This window comes from Legionella adelaidensis, assembly GCF_900637865.1.
Classification (GTDB): Bacteria; Pseudomonadota; Gammaproteobacteria; order Legionellales; family Legionellaceae; genus Legionella_A; species Legionella_A adelaidensis.
Genome location: NZ_LR134414.1, coordinates 1 through 18,903, shown reverse-complemented (window position 1 = coordinate 18,903; position 18,903 = coordinate 1). Strand labels below are relative to the sequence as shown.

The window sequence follows — 18,903 nt, the reverse complement described above, 5'->3', positions numbered from 1 at the left end:
ATGACGGCTGTTCCTTTCTAAGTTACAGATTAAACTTCTTACTTTGTTTCTCCCACAAATTTACAATTGCACAAAATAATTCCGCAGCTTTTTGTGCATCATAGATAGCGGAATGGGCTTCATTCACATCAAAAGAAATCCCTGCAGCCTTAGCGGCTAAAGCTAAAACGGTTTGCCCATAAGCCAAGCCGGATAAAGTGGCGGTATCAAAACAAGTAAAGGCGTGAAAAGGACATTTTAAACCGTGTCTCTTAGTTGCTTCTTTTATAAAGAGCAAATCAAACCAGGCATTATGGCCGACCAAAACCGCCCTTTGGCAATGGTTCTCTGCTAACGCCTTATGAATGGGTGCGAATAGTTGCTCTAAAGCTTTTTTCTCATCGATGGCATAACGTAACGGTTGGTAAGGATCTACTTGAATAAAATCTAAGGATTTTTGATCAAGTTCTGCATTTTCAAATGGTAATATATGTTCAAAATAATATTCCCCCGGGGAAAAATATCCGTTCTCATCCATATTCAAGAGAACAATACACATCTCCAGCAGTGCATTTTTTTGTGGGTCAATTCCTGCGGTTTCAAGATCAACCACCACTGGCAGAAACCCGCGAAAGCGCTTTTTCATATGCATAATAGCTGGACTAGGCTTCATTTATACTCCAGTGTAAAGTTGTTTGCGCACCAGCTGGAATTACCACTTCATTGCCAAGAGGTAAAGCATCAGGAATGATAAAAGGTTTTTCAATCAGCTCAATTCTGCTCGAGTTAGGAGCAAAACCGTAGAACTGTGCCCCAAAATGCCCTAAAAAATGATTTAATTGGGGCAGTTTATTTAATGCAGCAAAAATTTCTGCATACATGGAAATGGCAAAAGGAGCGGAGTAAATACCTGCGCAACCACAAGAAGCTTCTTTTTTATTTTGTGCATGGGGCGCGCTGTCTGTACCTGCAAAAAATTTTGGATTGCCAGAAGTGGCTGCTTCTTGCAAAGCAATTTGGTCACTTTTTTTCTTTAAAATAGGCAGACAATAGTAATGGGGTTTAACACCACCAGCTAACAAATGATTGCGATTATAAAGTAGATGATGCGGTGTTATTGTCGCACTTACTGTTTGCGGAGCATCTTTTACATAGTCGACGGCGCTTTTAGTCGAAATATGTTCTAACACCACCCGCAGTTTAGGGAAATCCTCAACAATAATGCGCAAAACTTCCTCTAAAAATAAGCGTTCACGGTCAAAGATATCACTGTGTGTGACTTCCCCATGTACTTGTAAAACCAGATTATTTTCCTCCATTGTTGCCAATAAAGGATAAATCGATTTAAATGATTGAATACCTTGGTCTGAGTTAGTGGTTACGCCGGCTGGATATAATTTTGCACCTACGATAAAAGGGTATCTTTTTGCTTGCTCAAACTCCGCAGGATTCATGTTTTCATGGAGAAAAAAAGTCATAAAAGGGATAAAATCTTTTTTGGGAGAAGCGTTTAAAATACGTCGATGATATTCCAGAATATCGTGTAACCTTATTAAAGGAGGGGTAAGATTTGGCATTACCAAGGCACGGCCAAAGTGGTTAGCCGTAGCGGGCACTGTATTTTCTAATAGCTTCCCGTCACGAAAATGAACATGCCAATCATCTGGGCGGGTTATTTGAATGCTTTTCATACAGATCAATATAAATAAAAATAGAATAGCATGTCTGGGAGCGCCGTATCCAGGACTTGAAATGGGCAACCAGCGTAGTATTGGCAGCATTCCCTCTACAATTCCTTGCAAATCAAACGAAGTACTTGCGAAATAAGATAAGAGCGGGTTATTATTAGCGCTGCTTTAAAAAACCACTGGTTTTTAAAGTTTAACCAATTGATTTGGATAAAATTTATTAAAAATAGTGCAATATTGTTGACATTGGGAAAATGAGGCTGGATAATCGTTCCCATGTACGTTTTCGGATTAGAGCGATGATTGCGTACTGTAGTCAAATACAAAGTTGTGGCTTGACGAAAAAACGGAAATTAATAATAAAAAAGTGGAGAAAAGTATGTTAAATCTGAAAAAAACAGCCGTAGCTGTTCTTGCTTTAGGTAGCAGTGCTGCGTTTGCAGGTACAATGGGACCTGTTTGCACAGCTGGAAACGTAACTGTTCCTTGCGAAAGAAATGCATGGGAATTTGGTATTTATGCTCTTTACCTAAAAGCGCACTACAACAATGACTTCTCTTGGGTTGCTGCAACTACTGTAGCTCCTGCAGGTCTTCCATCAACTACCACTTTCGTAGATACTGATATGGATGCTGGTTGGGGATTCCGTTTGGAAGCAGCTTACCATTTCTTAACTGGTAATGACTTAAACTTAAACTGGACACACTTCAGCCATGACAGCGATGAGACTTTCTTGGTTGGTGCTGATACTGTATTCTTCGATCCTCTTGCTGGTGCAGGTACTTACACTTTTGATGCAGACCCACGTTGGGATGCTGTAAATCTTGAGTTTGGCCAACACGTTGATTTCGGTGAGTTCAAAAACATTCGTTTCCATGGCGGTGTTCAATACGCTCGCATTCGTACCAATACTACTATAACTGGAGTTGATACAACTGGCGTTGCTTTCTTAGGCTCTGCTTATCAAACTGCACGTTTCAACGGTTTTGGTCCACGTGCTGGTGCTGATATGTCGTTTGATTGGGGCAATGGTATCGGAATTTATGCTAAACCTGCTGCAGCTGTTTTAGTAGGTCGTACTAAATTCTCTGGAATTGATACTCTAAGTACTGCTACTGGTCTTTCTGTATACGGCGATAGAGATACAATCGTTCCTGAAGTTGAAGCTAAGTTAGGTATTACTTACACTTATGCAATGGCTCAAGGCGATTTAATGCTTGACGCTGGTTGGATGTGGGTAAACTACTTCAACGCTTTAGACGGCGCTGCTACTATCTCTGTTCCAGTAGGTGCTACAACTGTTACTGGTTCAGTTCCTGGCGAAAGCGACTTCGGCGTAAGCGGTCCTTACATCGGCTTGAAATGGATTGGTTCTGTAGTTTAATAAGAACCTTCCTTAAAAAACCCATCCTTGTGATGGGTTTTTTGTTTTTATGAGAGGCACAGTTTTTTAAAACGGTTTTTGAGTACAGATGTAATCAAATTTATTTTCAAAATGTTTCTTTTCGAGTTTACCCTTTTAAATGTGCACGATATAATCGGCTCAAAGTATAAAAATAATAAGGAGTGTCTGCAAATGAAACACAGGGCGCTTATTGTGGCCATGGCTTTATGTTCCTCCCCTTTGTGGGCAGCAACTGAAAGCGAGCAGCTAAGAAAAGAAATCGAAATTTTACAAAAGCAGACACAAGCACTTCAGACTAAGCTCACTCAACTGCAAAAAAAATTGGATGCGAAGCCTTCTCCCCGCCCTACGGTAACTAAAGTTGTGAGAAAAACAGAAACTCAGAGTAAAAATGAAGCGGTGGTAAGTAAAAAAACAGATGAACCAGTCCAATCGTTTCATACTAGTTCTATAACAGTTCATGCCCCCGATGCTCACCCAGAGTCTCTCGAATTTTATCCAACTGCCCTGGTTGCAGATGAACATGTAGTTACTTATATTGCAGGAACTCCGGTTGTTGCGTCTCCTTATTTAGGTAGTCGACCTGCATTCGACGGTTCTGATTATATTGTTAATATTTCCAGTATTAATCGCGATATACGGTTAATGCAGCAAAGAAGACGTCTATATCGAGCCTACGAAAGTATAGGGTATGCATCACCTCATGTGCCAATTATTGCACTTAGCGGTAAAGTAGAGCCTATAGCTACAGTAAATCGACCCTATTTAGGAAAAAATTCAGGTGATCTTAACTTGGGATCAAGTGAATTGGATGTGGCAGCTGTGCTTAATGATAAAGTAGAGGCCTATATTGGAATTGCTTATGATGATGCGCCCCCTGATGATTGGGGTCAACGTATAGCCAATTCCGGCTTCGGTCTTAATATGGGTTTTGTTAATATTGGTGATTTGGACGAATCTCCTTTTTATCTCACCGCAGGGCAATTATATGTACCTTTTGGCCGCTTCTCATCGGCAATGGTTAGCGCTCCTTTAACGATGCGTTTAGCACGTACGAAATCACGTCCTTTTATATTAGGATATAAATCCCAACACGAAACAGGCCCCTTTGCGGCAGTTTATGGTTTTAACAGCGATACTACTTTAGGCTCTTCCGCCGCAGGTGGTGTTAACTTAGGCTATATTTTTGGACATAACGATCTTACCGGTGAAATTGGAGCAAGCGTTATCAGTTCAATAGATGATTCCACAGGTATGCAAGATACAGGTTCACAGCCGGGAACTACTTTTGGCGGATTTGCATCACTTACAAACGGTAATGAAGCCGTGCGTAAAATACCGGGAGTTGGTGCTCACTATAATATGAGTTTCGATCGCTATAACTTCACTGCCGAATGGGTGGGTGCTTCTAGCCGTTTTCGTGCGCAAGATTTAAGTTTTAATGGTAGAGGCGCGAGACCCCAAGCAGGTCAAGTGGAAGGTGGAGTCACTTTTATGGCATTTAATCGCCCCTCCTCCTTTGCCTTAGGTTATCAATGGAGTAAACAAGCTCTGGCATTAAATCTTCCGGCACAAAGAATTAGCGGTGTGTTTAATATTTCAATTTGGAAAGACACGGTCGAGTCATTGGAATATAGACACGATATGGATTATAAGCGTTCCCAATATGCAAATGGTGCAGAAGCTCCTGACTTTACCAATTTAAATACGGTTGGCACAGGGGGTACCGCAGATACCTTGCTAGCGCAAATTGGGGTCTATTTCTAGTCGAAGTAGAGGAAAGCCAGCGCGGGGATGCCTGGGTCTTTGGGCCCAACCTACTTTTTCAATATATTTTGTAGCAAAATCGAAAGGTCAACAGGCATTGGAAACACTATAGTTGATGTATTGCCGTTGCCCGACATCGAGGTGAGTGTTTGTAAGTAACGTAATTGCATAGCTTGAGGGGTTTTTGCAAGCACATCTGCCGCTTGCAGTAATTTTTCGGACGCCTGCAGTTCCCCTTCCGCGAGAATAACCTTGGCTCGCCGATCGCGCTCAGCTTCTGCTTGTTTGGCAATCGCCCGTACCATACTTTCGTCTAAATCCACCCGTTTAATTTCCACATTGGAGACCTTGATTCCCCATTCAAAAGTCAGCTCTTCCAAAATCCTCTGTATGTCAGTGTTTAGACGTTCTCGCTCAGCTAACATTTCATCAAGCTCGTGTCTCCCTAAAACAGAACGTAAGGTTGTTTGTGCAAGTTGGCTAGTTGCCTCATAGTAATTCTCTACTTTAATAATTGCATTTTGCGGGTCGAGAACACGAAAATACAAAACAGCATTAACACGTACGGAGACATTGTCTCGTGAGATGACGTCCTGGCTTGGGACATCCAATACCACGGTGCGTAAATCTACTCTAACCATTTGCTGCAACACGGGAATAATTATTATAAGCCCAGGTCCTTTAACGCGCCAAAATCGGCCTAGCATAAATACCACTCCTCGCTCGTATTCACGCAAAACTCGCAGCGATGCCATTAAAAAAGCTATTACACCAATAATAAGAAAGCCGGTAAACGAAAACATACGGTATATTACTCCTCTTCTTCATCGCGGATTTCTTCTACCTCTAACCCTTTTTCCCCTACCCCTGTTATTTTCACAGGACTATTAGCCGCAATTTTTTTTAAAGAATAGGCCTGCCAAAGTTTACCCAGCAGCAAGACTTGTCCTGTTTCAGCAATAGGGCCCACCGCTTGACCGTGTTTACCGAGCAAATCGGCATCTTGAGGTCTAACTTTATCCATGTGAGTCTCCAGAAACGAATAATAAAGACGGGCTTAAAGAGAAGAGTGATATGTAGATAAGAGAGAGCGGCATCAGCACGTCCTATGAATAAAATCCTTTTTTTAAAGATAGCACAAAAATTACACTGCAAAAAATGCCAAGTGTAAAAGACCATCGCAAAGCTTCCACTTCCTGTTTATTTATGATAGAAGATGCTCCTATTGTTCTGTGAGCAGAGGAAAAATATGACAATTAAATCCGACCAGTGGATAGAAAAAATGGCTTTGGAGCATGGGATGATTAGTCCTTTCCAAAAAGGGCAAGTACGAGAAAATGAATCCGGGCGTATTATTTCCTATGGTGTTTCCAGTTACGGTTATGATGTCCGTTGTTCGAGAGAGTTTAAAGTTTTCACTAACATTAATTCCGCTATTGTTGATCCTAAAGCATTTGACCAAAATAGTTTTGTTGATGTTGAATCAGACATATGTATTATCCCCCCAAACTCTTTTGCACTCGCGCGTACAGTCGAATATTTTCGTATACCAAGAAACATCCTTACAATCTGCTTGGGAAAATCAACCTATGCGCGTTGTGGCATTATTGTAAATGTGACGCCTTTAGAGCCTGAGTGGGAAGGACATGTTACCCTTGAGTTTTCAAATACAACCCCATTGCCAGCTAAAATTTATGCGCATGAAGGGGTGGCGCAAATGCTATTTTTAGAGGCCAATGAAGTTTGCCAGGTTTCTTATCGCGATCGTGGGGGAAAATATCAAGGGCAAACAGGGGTTACATTACCCAAAACCTAACGACTTTAGCCCTCGATGGATGTTTTATCACGTGAAGCATCCACTCGTTCGCGTAACTCTTTCCCCGGCTTAAAGTGAGGACTATATTTGGCTTCCGTAATTACTTTTTCGCCTGTTTTTGGGTTATGCGCATTTCGTGGCGGTCGATAATGTAATGTAAAACTGCCAAACCCCCGAATTTCTATGCGTTTCCCTTGTATTAGAGCATCACTCATTAACTCTAAAATTTGATTAATGCTTTCCGTAACTTGCTTTTCTGGCAAATGTGTCATTTTAGCAGCAAGATTTTCAATTAGCTCCGATTTTATCATACCCACCCCTAAGGCTTATACGATTATCTGTCCAGTCCCTGGCAGTCACTCCTTTGAGTCGCATAATAGCGATTTCATCACATCGGGAGTAATTAAACTTTTTGCACCATATGATATTAGTATAGACAGCAAAGAAAATTATTCAATGTTATCAATCACATTACATTTTGCGTACATAAATAAATGCCGGAATAACCCCCCAGCTCACCGCTACACGCGTTTTTTTTAATAAAGTAAAATGATCTGATTTTATAGATTTGCTTGTTGTAATAATTATTTTGGCGGTGGATGCGTGTTCCAATCTGTGGACAAGTTTATCCCATAGTGGATTAATAAACGCAGTGGCATTAATAAAAATTAGTGTCGCTTCTTGTAAATTTGCCTGCAAAAAATCCGTATTACTAAATTGGATGCGCGCAGCTTTTTCACTAAAGCCCTCTATCTGCCCTAGTTTCTCCCTCTGAAGAACCGCTGCATTATGCAAAAGCGCAAAAATTTCTATGCCGCAACTCTTTTTAACTGGATAGACCATGGAGCACGCGATAACTGCTTTACCTATCCCGCTTCCCAGATCATAGAAAACCGTACTTTCATCAACGGTGACATTAGACAGGAGGGCAATAAATGAAACGAAATCAATTTCACCATATAGATACTCCAATGCATCCTTTTCGTCTCTTGCTTTTTTTGAAAGAATAAAACCATTTATGTTGGCGTATAAATGGTTAAATACCTGCTCGTATTTTTTTATATGATTGTGCTTATACCACTTTCGAACTTTCCTTTTAGTAATCCAGGGATAAAGAAACGCAAACGTGGCAATAATAACTAACCCACTAAGAAATAAAAATTCCATTCAACTGGACTTACTTTGCTCGCCTAATATCTTAATCTTTTCGTGGTAAGATAATTTAGGCCAAGCGTTTATTAACATTTTTCCTGCACCACGCTCATTCATTGCGCGTTCATGGATTTCCCAGGGATACTCATTACTCATATAAAGACCCATCACAAAAGCAGTAACTACAGTAATTAATAAAGTGAGGGTGACGGAGCGCCATTGAAATATACGTAAAATCTTTCCGCATTTATTAATCACATGTGAAGCGGAGCGCTCTACTTGTTCGCAGCTTTCATTGGCAATACGGTTAAAGTGTTGTACGTCATAATGTGCAAAATATTCACTTACTTTTTGCAGTGATTCGTTAGTTTGAAAAGCAATTTGCTCAATTGCCTGTTTAGTCAGAATAGACAAGTCGCGCTGATGAGTAGTCAAATGTTTTAAGAATTGTTGTTCTGTTTTCTGCATCGATTCTAAATATTCTTTGCCTTGCCGCAGGGCACTATCAGCAGAAAGACGAAATCTGGCCAACCCTGCTTCCGTCAATAACTCTTGCAAGGCTTCCATCTCAGTCCGGAGTGCTTGAAATTGTTGATTAAATTGCTGTTGGTGATCACGCGCGTGTAGTTCTACTGCTTGGCGCCATTCGATCATTTTGGCTTCAGCAATCTCAAAATACGCTATGAATTCGCCAGTACGTCGGAGTAAATCTTTTACTTTGAGTAAATCCTTTTCTGCAATGTGCTCCATACTGAGCTCCTTGGCTGCTTCCTGCTTTAACCTAGATCCATCCCGAATTTAGGTTTAAGGTTTCAATGCATAAGTACTTGCACCAACTCTGTAAATTCATTATATCTTCTTTTTAAACTACTTTGCGAGAGATTGTTTTATGGCCAACGCAGCCAAGGTTTGCAATGATTAAACATTTAATAGTCATAACTGTTTTATTTTTCTTGTTTGTCTTCGTATTTATTTATTTTTGGCAGCGGCATTTAATATATTTCCCGGCCAAAGGGCCCATACCTTTACAAGAATTTACTGCAAGTGATATGCAGGAGATTACCCTGAAAACAAAAGATGGTTTAAATTTATTAGCATGGTATAAACCGGCTGTGGAAAATAAGCCCACCATATTATATTTTCATGGCAACGCCGGAAACATTGGGTATCGGATGCCCCTGGTGCGAAAGTTTTTAGAGGCAGGGTACGGTGTATTGCTTTTAGAGTATAGAGGATATGGGCCTAATGAGGGTTCTCCCACCGAATTGGGACTTTATGCGGACGGTAGAGCAGCTATTTCCTTTCTTCATCAGCACGGTATCGAAGGACAAAAAATTGTTTTTTTTGGTGAGTCGTTAGGTACGGGAGTAGCCGTTCAATTAGCTAATGAATATCCTGTGTGCGCGTTGGTTCTTCAATCGCCTTATACTTCTTTTACTGATTTAGCCAGATACCATTACCCGTGGGTTTGGATAAAGCCTCGCGATCGCTATGAATCCCTTGATAAAATGGCGCATATAAAAGCGGCTCTCTTAATTCTTCATGGCAAAATGGATCAAATTGTTCCCTTTTCTCAAGGGTGGCAGATGTATAACAAGGCCAATGAGCCAAAGAAATTAGCTGCATTTTCTTACGCCGGCCATAACAATTTATGGCAGATGCCGGATTTTGTACCCCAGGTGATTAATTTTTTAACTTCATACTGTAAATAAAAAGTTAATATTTCCTTAATCTTTATTTTTTAAAATGGAACTATCCATTGAAAGAGCGAGAAAAGTTATGCCTACTCAATTCACTACAATGCAAAGCTTTTTTAAACATCCTGTCACTGGCGTAAAAAGTGTCAAGGAACCCGCTAAGGTGGGTGCATTTGTAAACGTTGGTGGAAGAGGCGATTGCGGGTTTCGCTCTGTGGCAGCTGGTTTTTTAGATAATATTCTGGCAAGAAATCGCGTGAGGAATGATGTAATCACGAAAGTCCTAAACCGTCATTTTCAGTATTTCCCTCACCACCGTCCGCAAAGAGGCACACTAAAAGGTGAGCTTCATACCCCGGCAGAAATTATGCAACAAGTTATTAATAAAGTAACTTTGTCAGAGTTAGTCCAAACTTTGGGTTATACCCTACGTCAGTTGGCTGTTGATGAATTTGTGGTGCATCCGAATAAATATAGGGGCGCTTTCGTAAATGATACCGAAGCCACTCATCCCGCCCAAATGCGTCAAATTCATACATACATTGATGAAACTGCAATAGCGGCTTTAGCCGAAGTTTTAAATACACCTATTGAAGTAAAAGTAGTTGAAGCGGAAAAAGAGCTACCTTTAAAGTTAAAATACAATGCAGAAGGAGAAAATCCAGCAATTGTTGTTCAGTTACAGAATCATCATTATGTTCCCAAAGTGGTAGATGTAAAACGCTTTACTACTGTGGGATTGCAAGCGTCACGCGCAATTTCTCCAGTTAATCTTGCTAATGAAGAACCCAGCATGGAAGAAATTCTTAAGCTAATTGCTAGCGAAGATAAAAGAATTCATGCAGAGTTCCAAGCACATAAAAACCGTTTGACTACTATGGTAAGCGCCGGTGAGCTGAGTAAAAAAGATTTATTGAATTTATATGTTGATGGCATGAGAAACAGTGATTACTTACGTGGGCGAACAAAATATGTTGGGCTTGAGCATGGAAATCAACAATTTTTTAACACACTCTTGACCGCACAAAGTGAAGGTGTGGTTGCTGCAAAAGCGGGCTCTTATGACCGTCAAGTGGTAGACGCCTTAATTCATGGTATTGCCAGGGCTATCAGTATTGGCCAAATGAATACCAATGATGTCTTTGCTCAATTTGACCAAGAAGAAGCCGTTTCAGCGGTTTATCGTTAAGTTTAATTTCCGTTAATAAGTAGGTTATCAGCCCTCCACTCTGTAACCTACTTATGTCAATGGAAAGAGAGTAAGCCCTGTCACTATTTAAAGTGATACTATAGAAAACCTTGCTCCTTCATCCATTCATCGTTTGCAAATTTCGACATATAATTGCGGATTGAATCAGGAAGGATTACAAGACATTTATCCCCTGGCTGTAGATTTTTTGCCGCCTGTAGTGCAGCCCACATTGCGCCACCACTAGAGCCACCAACAAGCAACCCCTCTTCTTTAATTAAACGTCTGGCCATGCGAAAAGAATCATCATCTTTTATTTTTACATATGCATCCACTAAGGTATTATCAAGCACCTCGGGGAAAAAATCATAACCAATTCCCTCTACATGGTATGGTTTAACCTCGCTGCCGCCTCCTAAAATAGAACCTACCGGATCGACGCCTATCACTTTTATAGAAGGAATCTTTTCTTTCAGTTTTCTCGCAATTCCGGTTATGGTTCCGCCTGTACCAACCCCCATTACTACCATCTGTAAGTCAGTATGGAAGTCATCAAGAATTTCTTGGGCGGTGCCTGAGTAATGGGCGCCTGGGTTATTTGGATTAGCATATTGATCTAATATGTAAGAATTCGGTATTTCTTTTTGTAATTTTTTAGCCAGAGAAATATGGCTATCTGGGTCGTCCCAAGCTGCTTCTGTCGGGGTCCGATAAATGGTGGCGCCCAAGCGCTCTAAAACGACTTGTTTTTCTTGGCTCATTTTATTAGGCATGGTAATGACTACCTTATATCCTAAAACCGCACCGGCTAACGCTATGCCAATACCAGTATTCCCTGAGGTAGGCTCGATTAAAGTATCACCTGGCTTAATTTTCCCTTCTTTTTGCGCTTGCTCGACCATAGCGTACCCAATTCTGTCTTTAACTGAGCCCCCTGGATTTAAAAATTCACATTTGGCATATATCTCACAGGGTAAATCAGAGCCAATCCGATTGATTTTTACTATAGGAGTTTTGCCGATGGTCTCTAATATATTTTTATAAATCATAACTATTCCTTAGCTGATTTTTACTGTAGATATATTGATACGAAATAGTTAAAAAAGACAAGTACTCTGTTTAACTGGATAATAGCGTTTCTACTATTTATGCATATAATAAAACCGTCCCCCCACAATTTCGTCAGGCAATATATAGCGATGAAGCTAAATCTAATCGAATATTTTCTCGAACGGGTTGTTGATACAATCCCGTAATTATACTTGGCCCTTTTAATGTAATGCCATTTTTGTAGTTAAAGATAGTGAGAAGACCTCCGGGATTTTTAACTTTGATTTGGCCCACTTTTTCCTTCAAGTAAAAGGCACCTGCGCAGCAGGCTCCACTGCCACAAGATTGGGATAAATTTTGAATACCACGCTCAAAAGTTACTGCGAATAAATGTTGCATAGACAAGCCATAATGAAAAACCGTCAAATTTATACCCGCAGGAAATAACGCTTTTTCTTGATTAAGCCTTGCGCCAAATTTATAAGTTTCTTCCAGGCTTAGGCGTTCATTCAGGATAAGATGGGGCTCCATAATATCCGTGTAATAAAATTTTTTATGATAAAAATACATAAAATATCCCTCATCGTCTTTTTGAAATGCGTCTTCTTTGGCGATAAATTTCGGGTCGGGATGAAAATTAACCGGAGGTAATTCTGTAGAGTACTCATTCTCACCATGGTGTGTAAGTAAGTGGTTTTTTTTCTTTGCTCGTATAAAAAACTGCTTATACTGAGGATAGTGTGCGTATAAATAGGCAGCACACGCTCTGGAACCATTTCCGCAAAAATCCGCAAAACGTTTATCCACTCCTAAGACCCGCATTTCTATACTCAATGAAGAATTCATTTTATATGAATTAATTAGTATCAAGGCATCATCGCGTTTTGATTCCAAAAGAGCAGCATGAATATAATCTACATCCTCAGAATCTAGCGAAGAGCTTTGGAGACAGTCCACAATAATAAAAGTATTTTGGCACGCTTCTGCGAGATAAATTGTGTGTCTCATTTTAACACCCTACCATCTTCTGATGTATTATCTTCTCAGTTGTCATTTGTACGATTCCCGTTTCGTCGTTTGCTACGGTGGATAACTTAAACAACCCTGAGGCTTGCATTGCTTTGGTGTAAGTCCCCTGCGTGGCTATGCTATAATATTGCTTGGGATATACTGTGACGCTCATATTTGCTGGTTGATAATCTGGCATGTCGGGCGAAATTTTTTTGAGGTAGTCTGCTGCATTAAAAGTATATTCAACGCCATGGGATTTATTTTTAATGACTACCGTCTCACCGCGTTTGAAAGCGTTAATCATAAACTCAACCAATTGGCAAAAATCCTCAGATGTCGACTGCAGATGTTTTTCATGTGTTTCTTCGAATAGATTTTTTCCTAAAAGGTCGGCCTTTAAACTACCTTCCAAAATAACGTATTGCAGTCCTGCTTTTTGCAATGTATCAATAAATGAGATGGACGGGGTTTGATTAAATAAAGATAAAAACTCCTGCTCTTTTGTCTGGATTATTCCCTTATTATTGTAGCCCTCTTCTTTCGTTTTAATATCGAGCACGAGCACGACCTGGGCATGTATATGTTTTGCAGAAGATGGGGGCATGCAAGTTAGGCTGCTTAAATCTCTATTAATTTTTTTAACTTTTCTCTTGTCGACAAGCGAGCTATTTTCTTGCATAGAAACTTCGTAATTTAAAGAATAGATATCTACAACGGACGTTGCTTCATCAATACTATGAGGTTTAGGAAAAAATTTTAGCTTCGTACCCCAGAAAAGATCTGGTTCACTGCTTTCTGTTAATAACGCTACTTTATAGGCATCTACTTTTTCCAGCTTTTGGGTCTTGTTTTTGCAGGGCTCCACTTGAAATGTAAGCTTTTTGTATAACGGCAACATCACTATCCCCTCATCGTTTGTTTCAAATTTAAACATATGGATTTTAGTGTGTTTATCTACTATAAATAAAATTCATTATTTTAATTTACTGATGAAAAAAAATGAGTTTATTGAGTCCACGGTTAATTGCGTTTTTTACAGTAGCCCAATGTAAAACGGTTCATGGTGCTGCGCGGCAAATTCATATTACACAAACAGCGGTGACTCAAAGAATTCGAGCACTGGAGCGTTCATTAAAAACAACGTTGTTTATTAGAACTAAAAAAGGGATGAATTTAACTCTCGAAGGGGAGGTGCTATTAAGATATTGTCAAAATATAAAAAACTTGGAAGGGGAAGTACTGGCAAAACTACAGGGCCTTGACGAAGAATTGGAAATAGAGTTAACAATTTTATCTCCCACCAGTTTAATGCGCTCCCGAATTATTCCAAAAATCATTCCTATTTTGCATAAATACAAAAACCTTCTGATCAATTTCAAGTTGGCTGATCAAGAAAAAAGGCATTTGCAATTAAAATCCGGCTTGTGTGATTTTGCAATATTAAATAAAGAAACGATTACGCAAGAAATGCGTTATAAAGAATTGATGCCAGAGGAATATGTATTAGTATGTAGCTATGCATGGGCGAATCGTGATTTGGAAGAAATAATACAAAATGAAAGGATCATTGACTTTAATCACGACGATTTGTTCACTTTTAATTATTTGCAAAAATATGGCTTTAAATGTCCAAATCGCAATCGTTATTTTGCTAATAATACTAATAATCTAGCGCAACTGGTAAGTGCTGAACTTGGGTATACTGTGCTTTCTAAAGAGTTTGCTCTACCTTATGTCCGTGATAAACAACTATGTATTTTAAATGAAGGAAAAGCGTTGGAAATTGAACATTATTTAGCTTGGTTTGAAAGACCAGAACCGCCTAAATATTTTTCCGAGATTATCGATGCTATTAAGTAGCAGCGAATTAAACACAACAGCTGATTTTACTGTAGATATATTGATACGAAATAGTTAAAAAAGACAAGTACTCTGTTTAACAGATTTCCCAGGGAATTAGGTATGGATACCTCACTCATAAGAAAGCGTTTTAATGTAGTGTTACTAAGAACCCTTATTGAATTAAATGATATTGCCAGCTTTGAATTAGAGGCGCTGAACCGAAACAATCCATAAATGTCTTGTTGTTGCAATTTATAACTTTATGGTAAAATATAGTCCATCTTGTTTTTTTAGTTATTTATGAAATTTAATTTTCTTCCCCCACTCTTAAGACAGTTTGCTTTTCTACCACGAAATGAGGCGATTAAGACGCACATCGCAGGAAGTGATGGAAAACAATATATTTGGTCAAAACTTTGTACGGCAGCCGTGGAATCAATGGCAAAAAAAATAAATAGCGGGGCTATTTCTTGTGCCGAATCACTTGTAGAAGAAGCTCTTCGGCTAAGATTACTAATTGCCATCATACTCAATCATGATTCACACTATCAAAAATTGTTTAGTTCTGTATCCAAAAATCAAGCTCAGAAACTGAAGTTTGGGATTTCTAGAAAGGAAATTCCAGTAAGACCAGTTACTTTATTAGGGGAAGTAAGTTGCTATATCGGAGCTAGTGGTTTTCCTAAATTACGCGAATATATTGAAAGATTAGAAAGCATTCAAAATAAATCATCATTACCTAGCGATATCTCAGATACGATTAGAAGATGTTTTCCCGAAAATCAAGAAGAAGAGCTCTATGAGCAATTAATTCAATTCGATCCACAACAAGTTCAAGTAAAATACAATGGTATGAACTTAACGACGCATATTATTAACCCAGATGAAGCGTTTCTCTCATTAATTAATCAAGGTCAATGGTTTCCTTTTCAAATAAAGCCCGCTTTACAAATAATTACCGTCCATACCGAGCCTTGCCAAATTCAATCTACCTTGCAAGCGGCTAACGATTCTTTTATCGCTGCATTAAAGGGGGATCCACAAAAATTCCTATATAATCTCGGCCGGTTACATTGGTTTATCAGCCAAACAACTCCTGCTCTACGAGGTGGAGGCTCTATTAGCAATTTGTGTGTGCAAGCTGTGGCTGCAGCACATTCACTTTGTTTACCCCCCGATCCAGCCGATTTAACCGTCGATATTGTTGCCCTTCTAACGCCGGATATTGAAGAATTTGCTCAAAACTATACCTTATATTTCGCTGAAATTGATTTGGAAAAAGCTCAACAGGAGTTAGAAGCTTATACTCCCCAAGGTCAATCTACTAATTTGTGGTTATCAGATGTTGCAAGAAGAATATATGCAGGTCAGATAGGGGAGAAGGAAATTCAGGAAATTCTGGATTTATCTCTACCTCAATTTTATTTGTATGAGCTGTACTGTAATAGATCCCTTGCTGTTCCAGATATTTATCAAAAAATTCGATCCATTTCTCTTCCAGAGGATTCTGTTTTTATGCCACAAGGTCAATTGGATCCAAGCGCACTGTTACAAGTGCTTAGATTAGGTTATGAGCATTTCCCAATGTGTGCTCCTATTACTGCTCCAGATTTTTGTGTTGATGGTGCTACTGTTTATCAACTAATGGATGGTTCAAGCTATATTAAATTGGATAAAAACACCTCAAAATATACACAGACTCATGCCTATTTTATAAGTTTAATCTATGCTCAACTGGATGAAATTCAGAGTGTCTCAGTCTATGAACATAGTCAAACATTAGCTTTTCACATTCAGAGTGATGGCCTTAATTTGCAAAAATCGGGCGCTCATGTACGTACTATTTTCCCTTCGCCTTTACCGTATTTTCAAAATATGTTGCATGTTCTTTTGGGAGAGCAATTAGTATTGGAGCTCCAATATAATTTATTTAACTTATCTACCATTAATGTACATATTCAGGGAACAAATGAAGCACGCAATAAAGAGATCAAGCAAAATTTGGCGTCTATGGGTATTACCTGTACGGAAGTACCAACTCATACTCCCGATCAACTCCTTCTAATCCTATCGTATAGAGACATCTGGTGGCATTTGAGTTACAACCCGCGCTATTTCAAAATTTTTGTGAGTTATCCGTTCCCTCTTATTCCTATGAATTCCCGACTTTTTCAAACTCTTCAGGAAAATAACAAGCAATTTAGAAAGGAGATAATCTATGCAGAAAGCCGTATGTTATTGAGTTTTGAACTGGAGCCTGTAGTCCAGTTGTATCCAAACAGTTCACATATTAAAGATTTCTTGAAATATTACCGGGATAAATACCAACTGGATATGATTTGCCTAGAAGGCATCGATGCTTTGCAGCAAGAAGTGATACATTTTAAAGAAGCATTGGAAGACGCTAAGTTAGGAGTTATTTGGTTGGGGAAAGATGGGCAAGTTTTATCCCTGGTTTTGGAAAAAGTTGCAAGTAAAATTTATTGCTACGTTCTAGATCCATTTCAAGTGGGAATGACAAAAGAAGGCTGCTTTGTTAAGACCAAACTAACAGAAGAAGATTTGGATATCGAAGATATTTATCATTTACTTCAACAAAGTGGTTTAGAAGTTGAGCTATGTGTACCTTATTTTGAATTTGATATTCAAAATATAGAAAGCCAGGATTGGTCCCTAAGAAGTCTAATAAATTGTGTACTTCTGTTAAAGGATTTTCTAAGAATTCCCTCTCCAGGACAAGAACTCCATTTTCTTACGCCAGAAAAGTCCACTCCAGCTAAAACTAGTGTGACCGTGTTACCTTTCCTACCTCCGGCCTGGCTTTATAAAACAGCGCCCACTTCAATAATTGAAGCCGCTGCAATTGAAGAATCGGCACAAGTGAGTCCCGATAAACAAAAGAGTAAACCATTTAGTACGTTTAAGCAGAAACATCTTCTTGGTTTTGTCGAAAGACAATTTGATCAAAGTACAACGAGTGATCAACATGTACTAATCAACCGTTACCCACAAAACAAAAGCAAAAAATATTATCAATTTTTTAGCGAGATGAAATCTGCAGAGCCCATGGCAGCACCAGATGAGACTTTCGGTTTGGCTGGGTAGCCTTAAAATAGTAGGAAGGTTTTCGACAGAAATTCTTTCTTTTTATATAATTTTATTATCAGAAATTACGCGCTCACAATGTTTTGTTAAACATTCTGTACCTAATATTGTAATTCCACCTATTCTTTAAGTCGATGCGAGTTGAAGGAAAGTTAGATAAGAGCTTCAAATAATTTATCGATATCATTTTTGCTCGTATAAATTATCGTTATTCTATGCTAATACAATAGGGGCGCCTGCCCTATTTGTTCATGTAAGACTCTATGCTGGGTGATTTCATAAATTTACTTACATCAAGACTATGTTTAAAAAAGCTACAATTAATATATTTAAATAACCATTAAAGTTTATGAAAAATATTGCAGCGCTGCGCTGGCTTCCTCGTGGGAAATTAAAGCCACCGGTTATTCAATATATGCTGTTAGATGATCAGTTGGAGTATTTAATTTATCCAAAAGAAATTGAAGTGATTAATCTTAAAAAAGATATCTATAAAATCTTTTTTGAAATTGAGAATGTAATTGCTGCAGAACCATTAGAAGTTTATTACAAATCCATAACCGTTAGTTATGGCATGCACAGAAGTGATTCGCTTAAATTTCATCGTTTAATTAAAAAGATTTTACGAAGAAAAGGATTAACAAAAATTAATAATCGTACGGTTTCCCTACTAAAGAAAGAGCAGTTAAAAAAATTTAAAAACGCACTTTATTTAATGGATATTGATTGCAAAGCAAAAGGTAACGCATTCATTGCGCATTTATGGACCATTGGTTTGAAAGCTACCAGAAAACAAGTAGACGAAGCCATTAAAAAAATATGGAAAAGTCGTTATGGTATAAAGCGCTTAAATAAGGAGCTCAGCGAGAAGTACGCCGAATTTTACTCCCTGCTTTAAGCTATACTTTTAAAAAAAGGAAGGGATGCCGTTATGGGGTTGGAAAAATATTATCAGAAAAGAGACTTTACTAAGACGAAGGAACCGAGAGGACAGGTCTCCCCAGAAAATAATTTTTTATTTATTATCCAAAAGCATGCTGCCAGTCATCTTCATTACGATTTTCGTTTGGAATTAAACGGCGTTTTATTAAGTTGGGCTGTACCCAAAGGACCCTGCCTTGATCCCAGTGTAAAACGCTTGGCAATGCACGTGGAAGACCACCCCATAGAATATGGAAGCTTTGAAGGTATTATTCCAAAAG

At 38.9% G+C, this 18,903-nt stretch carries 18 protein-coding genes; 8 read left to right on the top strand and 10 right to left on the bottom strand.

All coding sequences use genetic code 11. From position 1 onward, the window contains the following. Window positions 1-22 precede the first annotated feature (22 nt). Window positions 23-652, bottom strand: coding sequence for a ribonuclease T (rnt, locus tag EL206_RS00390; protein ID WP_058463104.1), 630 nt, complete (start codon window positions 650-652; stop codon window positions 23-25). Then, a complete protein-coding gene (gene pyrC / locus EL206_RS00385) occupies window positions 642-1,670 on the bottom strand; it encodes a dihydroorotase (protein WP_058463248.1) in 1,029 nt (342 codons plus the stop codon). Before pyrC ends, rnt begins: the two co-directional genes overlap by 11 nt. 376 nt (window positions 1,671-2,046) lie before the next feature. Between pyrC and EL206_RS00380 the strand changes: the two genes are divergently transcribed. Beyond that, window positions 2,047-3,051: an Lpg1974 family pore-forming outer membrane protein gene (locus EL206_RS00380; RefSeq protein ID WP_058463103.1), complete on the top strand. Its 1,005-nt coding sequence runs from the start codon at window positions 2,047-2,049 to the stop codon at window positions 3,049-3,051. Window positions 3,052-3,243: 192 nt separating this feature from the next. Continuing rightward, on the top strand, window positions 3,244-4,839 hold the full coding sequence (locus EL206_RS00375; RefSeq protein WP_058463102.1) for an LbtU family siderophore porin: 1,596 nt from the start codon (window positions 3,244-3,246) through the stop codon (window positions 4,837-4,839). Between the two features lie 50 nt (window positions 4,840-4,889). On the opposite strand, the gene EL206_RS00370 is transcribed toward EL206_RS00375, so the two are convergent. Both EL206_RS00370 and EL206_RS00365 read right to left on the bottom strand, forming a co-directional pair. Next, window positions 4,890-5,594, bottom strand: a complete 705-nt coding sequence (locus tag EL206_RS00370; RefSeq protein WP_407637826.1) for a slipin family protein — start codon at window positions 5,592-5,594, stop codon at window positions 4,890-4,892. 56 nt (window positions 5,595-5,650) lie between these two features. Further along, entirely contained in the window at window positions 5,651-5,863 is a 213-nt protein-coding gene (locus EL206_RS00365; protein WP_058463100.1) for an NfeD family protein, read from the bottom strand. 225 nt (window positions 5,864-6,088) lie between these two features. Between EL206_RS00365 and dcd the strand changes: the two genes are divergently transcribed. Next, a complete protein-coding gene (gene dcd / locus EL206_RS00360; protein ID WP_058463099.1) occupies window positions 6,089-6,655 on the top strand; it encodes a dCTP deaminase in 567 nt (188 codons plus the stop codon). 5 nt (window positions 6,656-6,660) lie between these two features. Here the strand turns inward: dcd and EL206_RS00355 are convergent, their stop codons facing one another. The 3 genes from EL206_RS00355 to EL206_RS00345 form a co-directional block, all read right to left on the bottom strand. Next, on the bottom strand, window positions 6,661-6,966 hold the full coding sequence (locus EL206_RS00355; protein ID WP_058463098.1) for an integration host factor subunit beta: 306 nt from the start codon (window positions 6,964-6,966) through the stop codon (window positions 6,661-6,663). Window positions 6,967-7,126: 160 nt separating this feature from the next. Then, window positions 7,127-7,822: a methyltransferase gene (locus tag EL206_RS00350; RefSeq protein ID WP_084758901.1), complete on the bottom strand. Its 696-nt coding sequence runs from the start codon at window positions 7,820-7,822 to the stop codon at window positions 7,127-7,129. Next, window positions 7,823-8,557, bottom strand: coding sequence for a hypothetical protein (locus tag EL206_RS00345; protein WP_058463097.1), 735 nt, complete (start codon window positions 8,555-8,557; stop codon window positions 7,823-7,825). 164 nt (window positions 8,558-8,721) lie between these two features. Here EL206_RS00345 and EL206_RS00340 point away from each other — a divergent pair, with 164 nt between their 5' ends. Together EL206_RS00340 and EL206_RS00335 are read left to right on the top strand one after the other, a co-directional pair. Further along, complete coding sequence (locus EL206_RS00340) at window positions 8,722-9,519, top strand: alpha/beta hydrolase (RefSeq protein ID WP_058463096.1); 798 nt, start codon at window positions 8,722-8,724, stop codon at window positions 9,517-9,519. A 67-nt stretch (window positions 9,520-9,586) separates the two neighbouring features. Next, the gene (locus EL206_RS00335; RefSeq protein WP_058463095.1) at window positions 9,587-10,693 is read left to right on the top strand and encodes an OTU domain-containing protein; all 1,107 of its coding nucleotides are present in this window, start codon (window positions 9,587-9,589) and stop codon (window positions 10,691-10,693) included. Between the two features lie 98 nt (window positions 10,694-10,791). On the opposite strand, the gene EL206_RS00330 is transcribed toward EL206_RS00335, so the two are convergent. The 3 genes from EL206_RS00330 to EL206_RS00320 form a co-directional block, all read right to left on the bottom strand. Beyond that, complete coding sequence (locus tag EL206_RS00330; protein WP_058463094.1) at window positions 10,792-11,742, bottom strand: pyridoxal-phosphate dependent enzyme; 951 nt, start codon at window positions 11,740-11,742, stop codon at window positions 10,792-10,794. A gap of 133 nt (window positions 11,743-11,875) precedes the next feature. After that, a complete protein-coding gene (locus EL206_RS00325) occupies window positions 11,876-12,751 on the bottom strand; it encodes a diaminopimelate epimerase (RefSeq protein WP_058463093.1) in 876 nt (291 codons plus the stop codon). Window position 12,752: 1 nt separating this feature from the next. Further along, window positions 12,753-13,688, bottom strand: a complete 936-nt coding sequence (locus tag EL206_RS00320) for a hypothetical protein (protein ID WP_131739595.1) — start codon at window positions 13,686-13,688, stop codon at window positions 12,753-12,755. Between the two features lie 65 nt (window positions 13,689-13,753). Here EL206_RS00320 and EL206_RS00315 point away from each other — a divergent pair, with 65 nt between their 5' ends. From EL206_RS00315 to EL206_RS00305, 3 genes are all read left to right on the top strand, one after another. Beyond that, window positions 13,754-14,614, top strand: coding sequence for a LysR family transcriptional regulator (locus tag EL206_RS00315; protein ID WP_058463091.1), 861 nt, complete (start codon window positions 13,754-13,756; stop codon window positions 14,612-14,614). A gap of 282 nt (window positions 14,615-14,896) precedes the next feature. Then, entirely contained in the window at window positions 14,897-17,701 is a 2,805-nt protein-coding gene (locus EL206_RS00310) for a hypothetical protein (protein ID WP_058463090.1), read from the top strand. A 349-nt stretch (window positions 17,702-18,050) separates the two neighbouring features. Then, window positions 18,051-18,599 carry a hypothetical protein gene (locus EL206_RS00305; RefSeq protein ID WP_188331935.1) on the top strand — a complete coding sequence of 183 codons (549 nt, stop codon included), beginning with the start codon at window positions 18,051-18,053 and terminating at the stop codon, window positions 18,597-18,599. The last annotated feature ends 304 nt before the right edge of the window (window positions 18,600-18,903 follow it).

What these genes read in the sequence shown, in the direction of transcription:
- rnt (WP_058463104.1), bottom strand. Translation starts at nt 652, where the DNA reads ATGAAGCCTAGTCCAGCTATTATGCATATGAAAAAGCGCTTTCGCGGG.
- pyrC (WP_058463248.1), bottom strand. Translation starts at nt 1,670, where the DNA reads ATGAAAAGCATTCAAATAACCCGCCCAGATGATTGGCATGTTCATTTT.
- EL206_RS00380 (WP_058463103.1), top strand. Translation starts at nt 2,047, where the DNA reads ATGTTAAATCTGAAAAAAACAGCCGTAGCTGTTCTTGCTTTAGGTAGC.
- EL206_RS00375 (WP_058463102.1), top strand. Translation starts at nt 3,244, where the DNA reads ATGAAACACAGGGCGCTTATTGTGGCCATGGCTTTATGTTCCTCCCCT.
- EL206_RS00370 (WP_407637826.1), bottom strand. Translation starts at nt 5,594, where the DNA reads ATGGCATCGCTGCGAGTTTTGCGTGAATACGAGCGAGGAGTGGTATTT.
- EL206_RS00365 (WP_058463100.1), bottom strand. Translation starts at nt 5,863, where the DNA reads ATGGATAAAGTTAGACCTCAAGATGCCGATTTGCTCGGTAAACACGGT.
- dcd (WP_058463099.1), top strand. Translation starts at nt 6,089, where the DNA reads ATGACAATTAAATCCGACCAGTGGATAGAAAAAATGGCTTTGGAGCAT.
- EL206_RS00355 (WP_058463098.1), bottom strand. Translation starts at nt 6,966, where the DNA reads ATGATAAAATCGGAGCTAATTGAAAATCTTGCTGCTAAAATGACACAT.
- EL206_RS00350 (WP_084758901.1), bottom strand. Translation starts at nt 7,822, where the DNA reads ATGGAATTTTTATTTCTTAGTGGGTTAGTTATTATTGCCACGTTTGCG.
- EL206_RS00345 (WP_058463097.1), bottom strand. Translation starts at nt 8,557, where the DNA reads ATGGAGCACATTGCAGAAAAGGATTTACTCAAAGTAAAAGATTTACTC.
- EL206_RS00340 (WP_058463096.1), top strand. Translation starts at nt 8,722, where the DNA reads ATGATTAAACATTTAATAGTCATAACTGTTTTATTTTTCTTGTTTGTC.
- EL206_RS00335 (WP_058463095.1), top strand. Translation starts at nt 9,587, where the DNA reads ATGCCTACTCAATTCACTACAATGCAAAGCTTTTTTAAACATCCTGTC.
- EL206_RS00330 (WP_058463094.1), bottom strand. Translation starts at nt 11,742, where the DNA reads ATGATTTATAAAAATATATTAGAGACCATCGGCAAAACTCCTATAGTA.
- EL206_RS00325 (WP_058463093.1), bottom strand. Translation starts at nt 12,751, where the DNA reads ATGAGACACACAATTTATCTCGCAGAAGCGTGCCAAAATACTTTTATT.
- EL206_RS00320 (WP_131739595.1), bottom strand. Translation starts at nt 13,688, where the DNA reads ATGTTTAAATTTGAAACAAACGATGAGGGGATAGTGATGTTGCCGTTA.
- EL206_RS00315 (WP_058463091.1), top strand. Translation starts at nt 13,754, where the DNA reads ATGAGTTTATTGAGTCCACGGTTAATTGCGTTTTTTACAGTAGCCCAA.
- EL206_RS00310 (WP_058463090.1), top strand. Translation starts at nt 14,897, where the DNA reads ATGAAATTTAATTTTCTTCCCCCACTCTTAAGACAGTTTGCTTTTCTA.
- EL206_RS00305 (WP_188331935.1), top strand. Translation starts at nt 18,051, where the DNA reads ATGAAAAATATTGCAGCGCTGCGCTGGCTTCCTCGTGGGAAATTAAAG.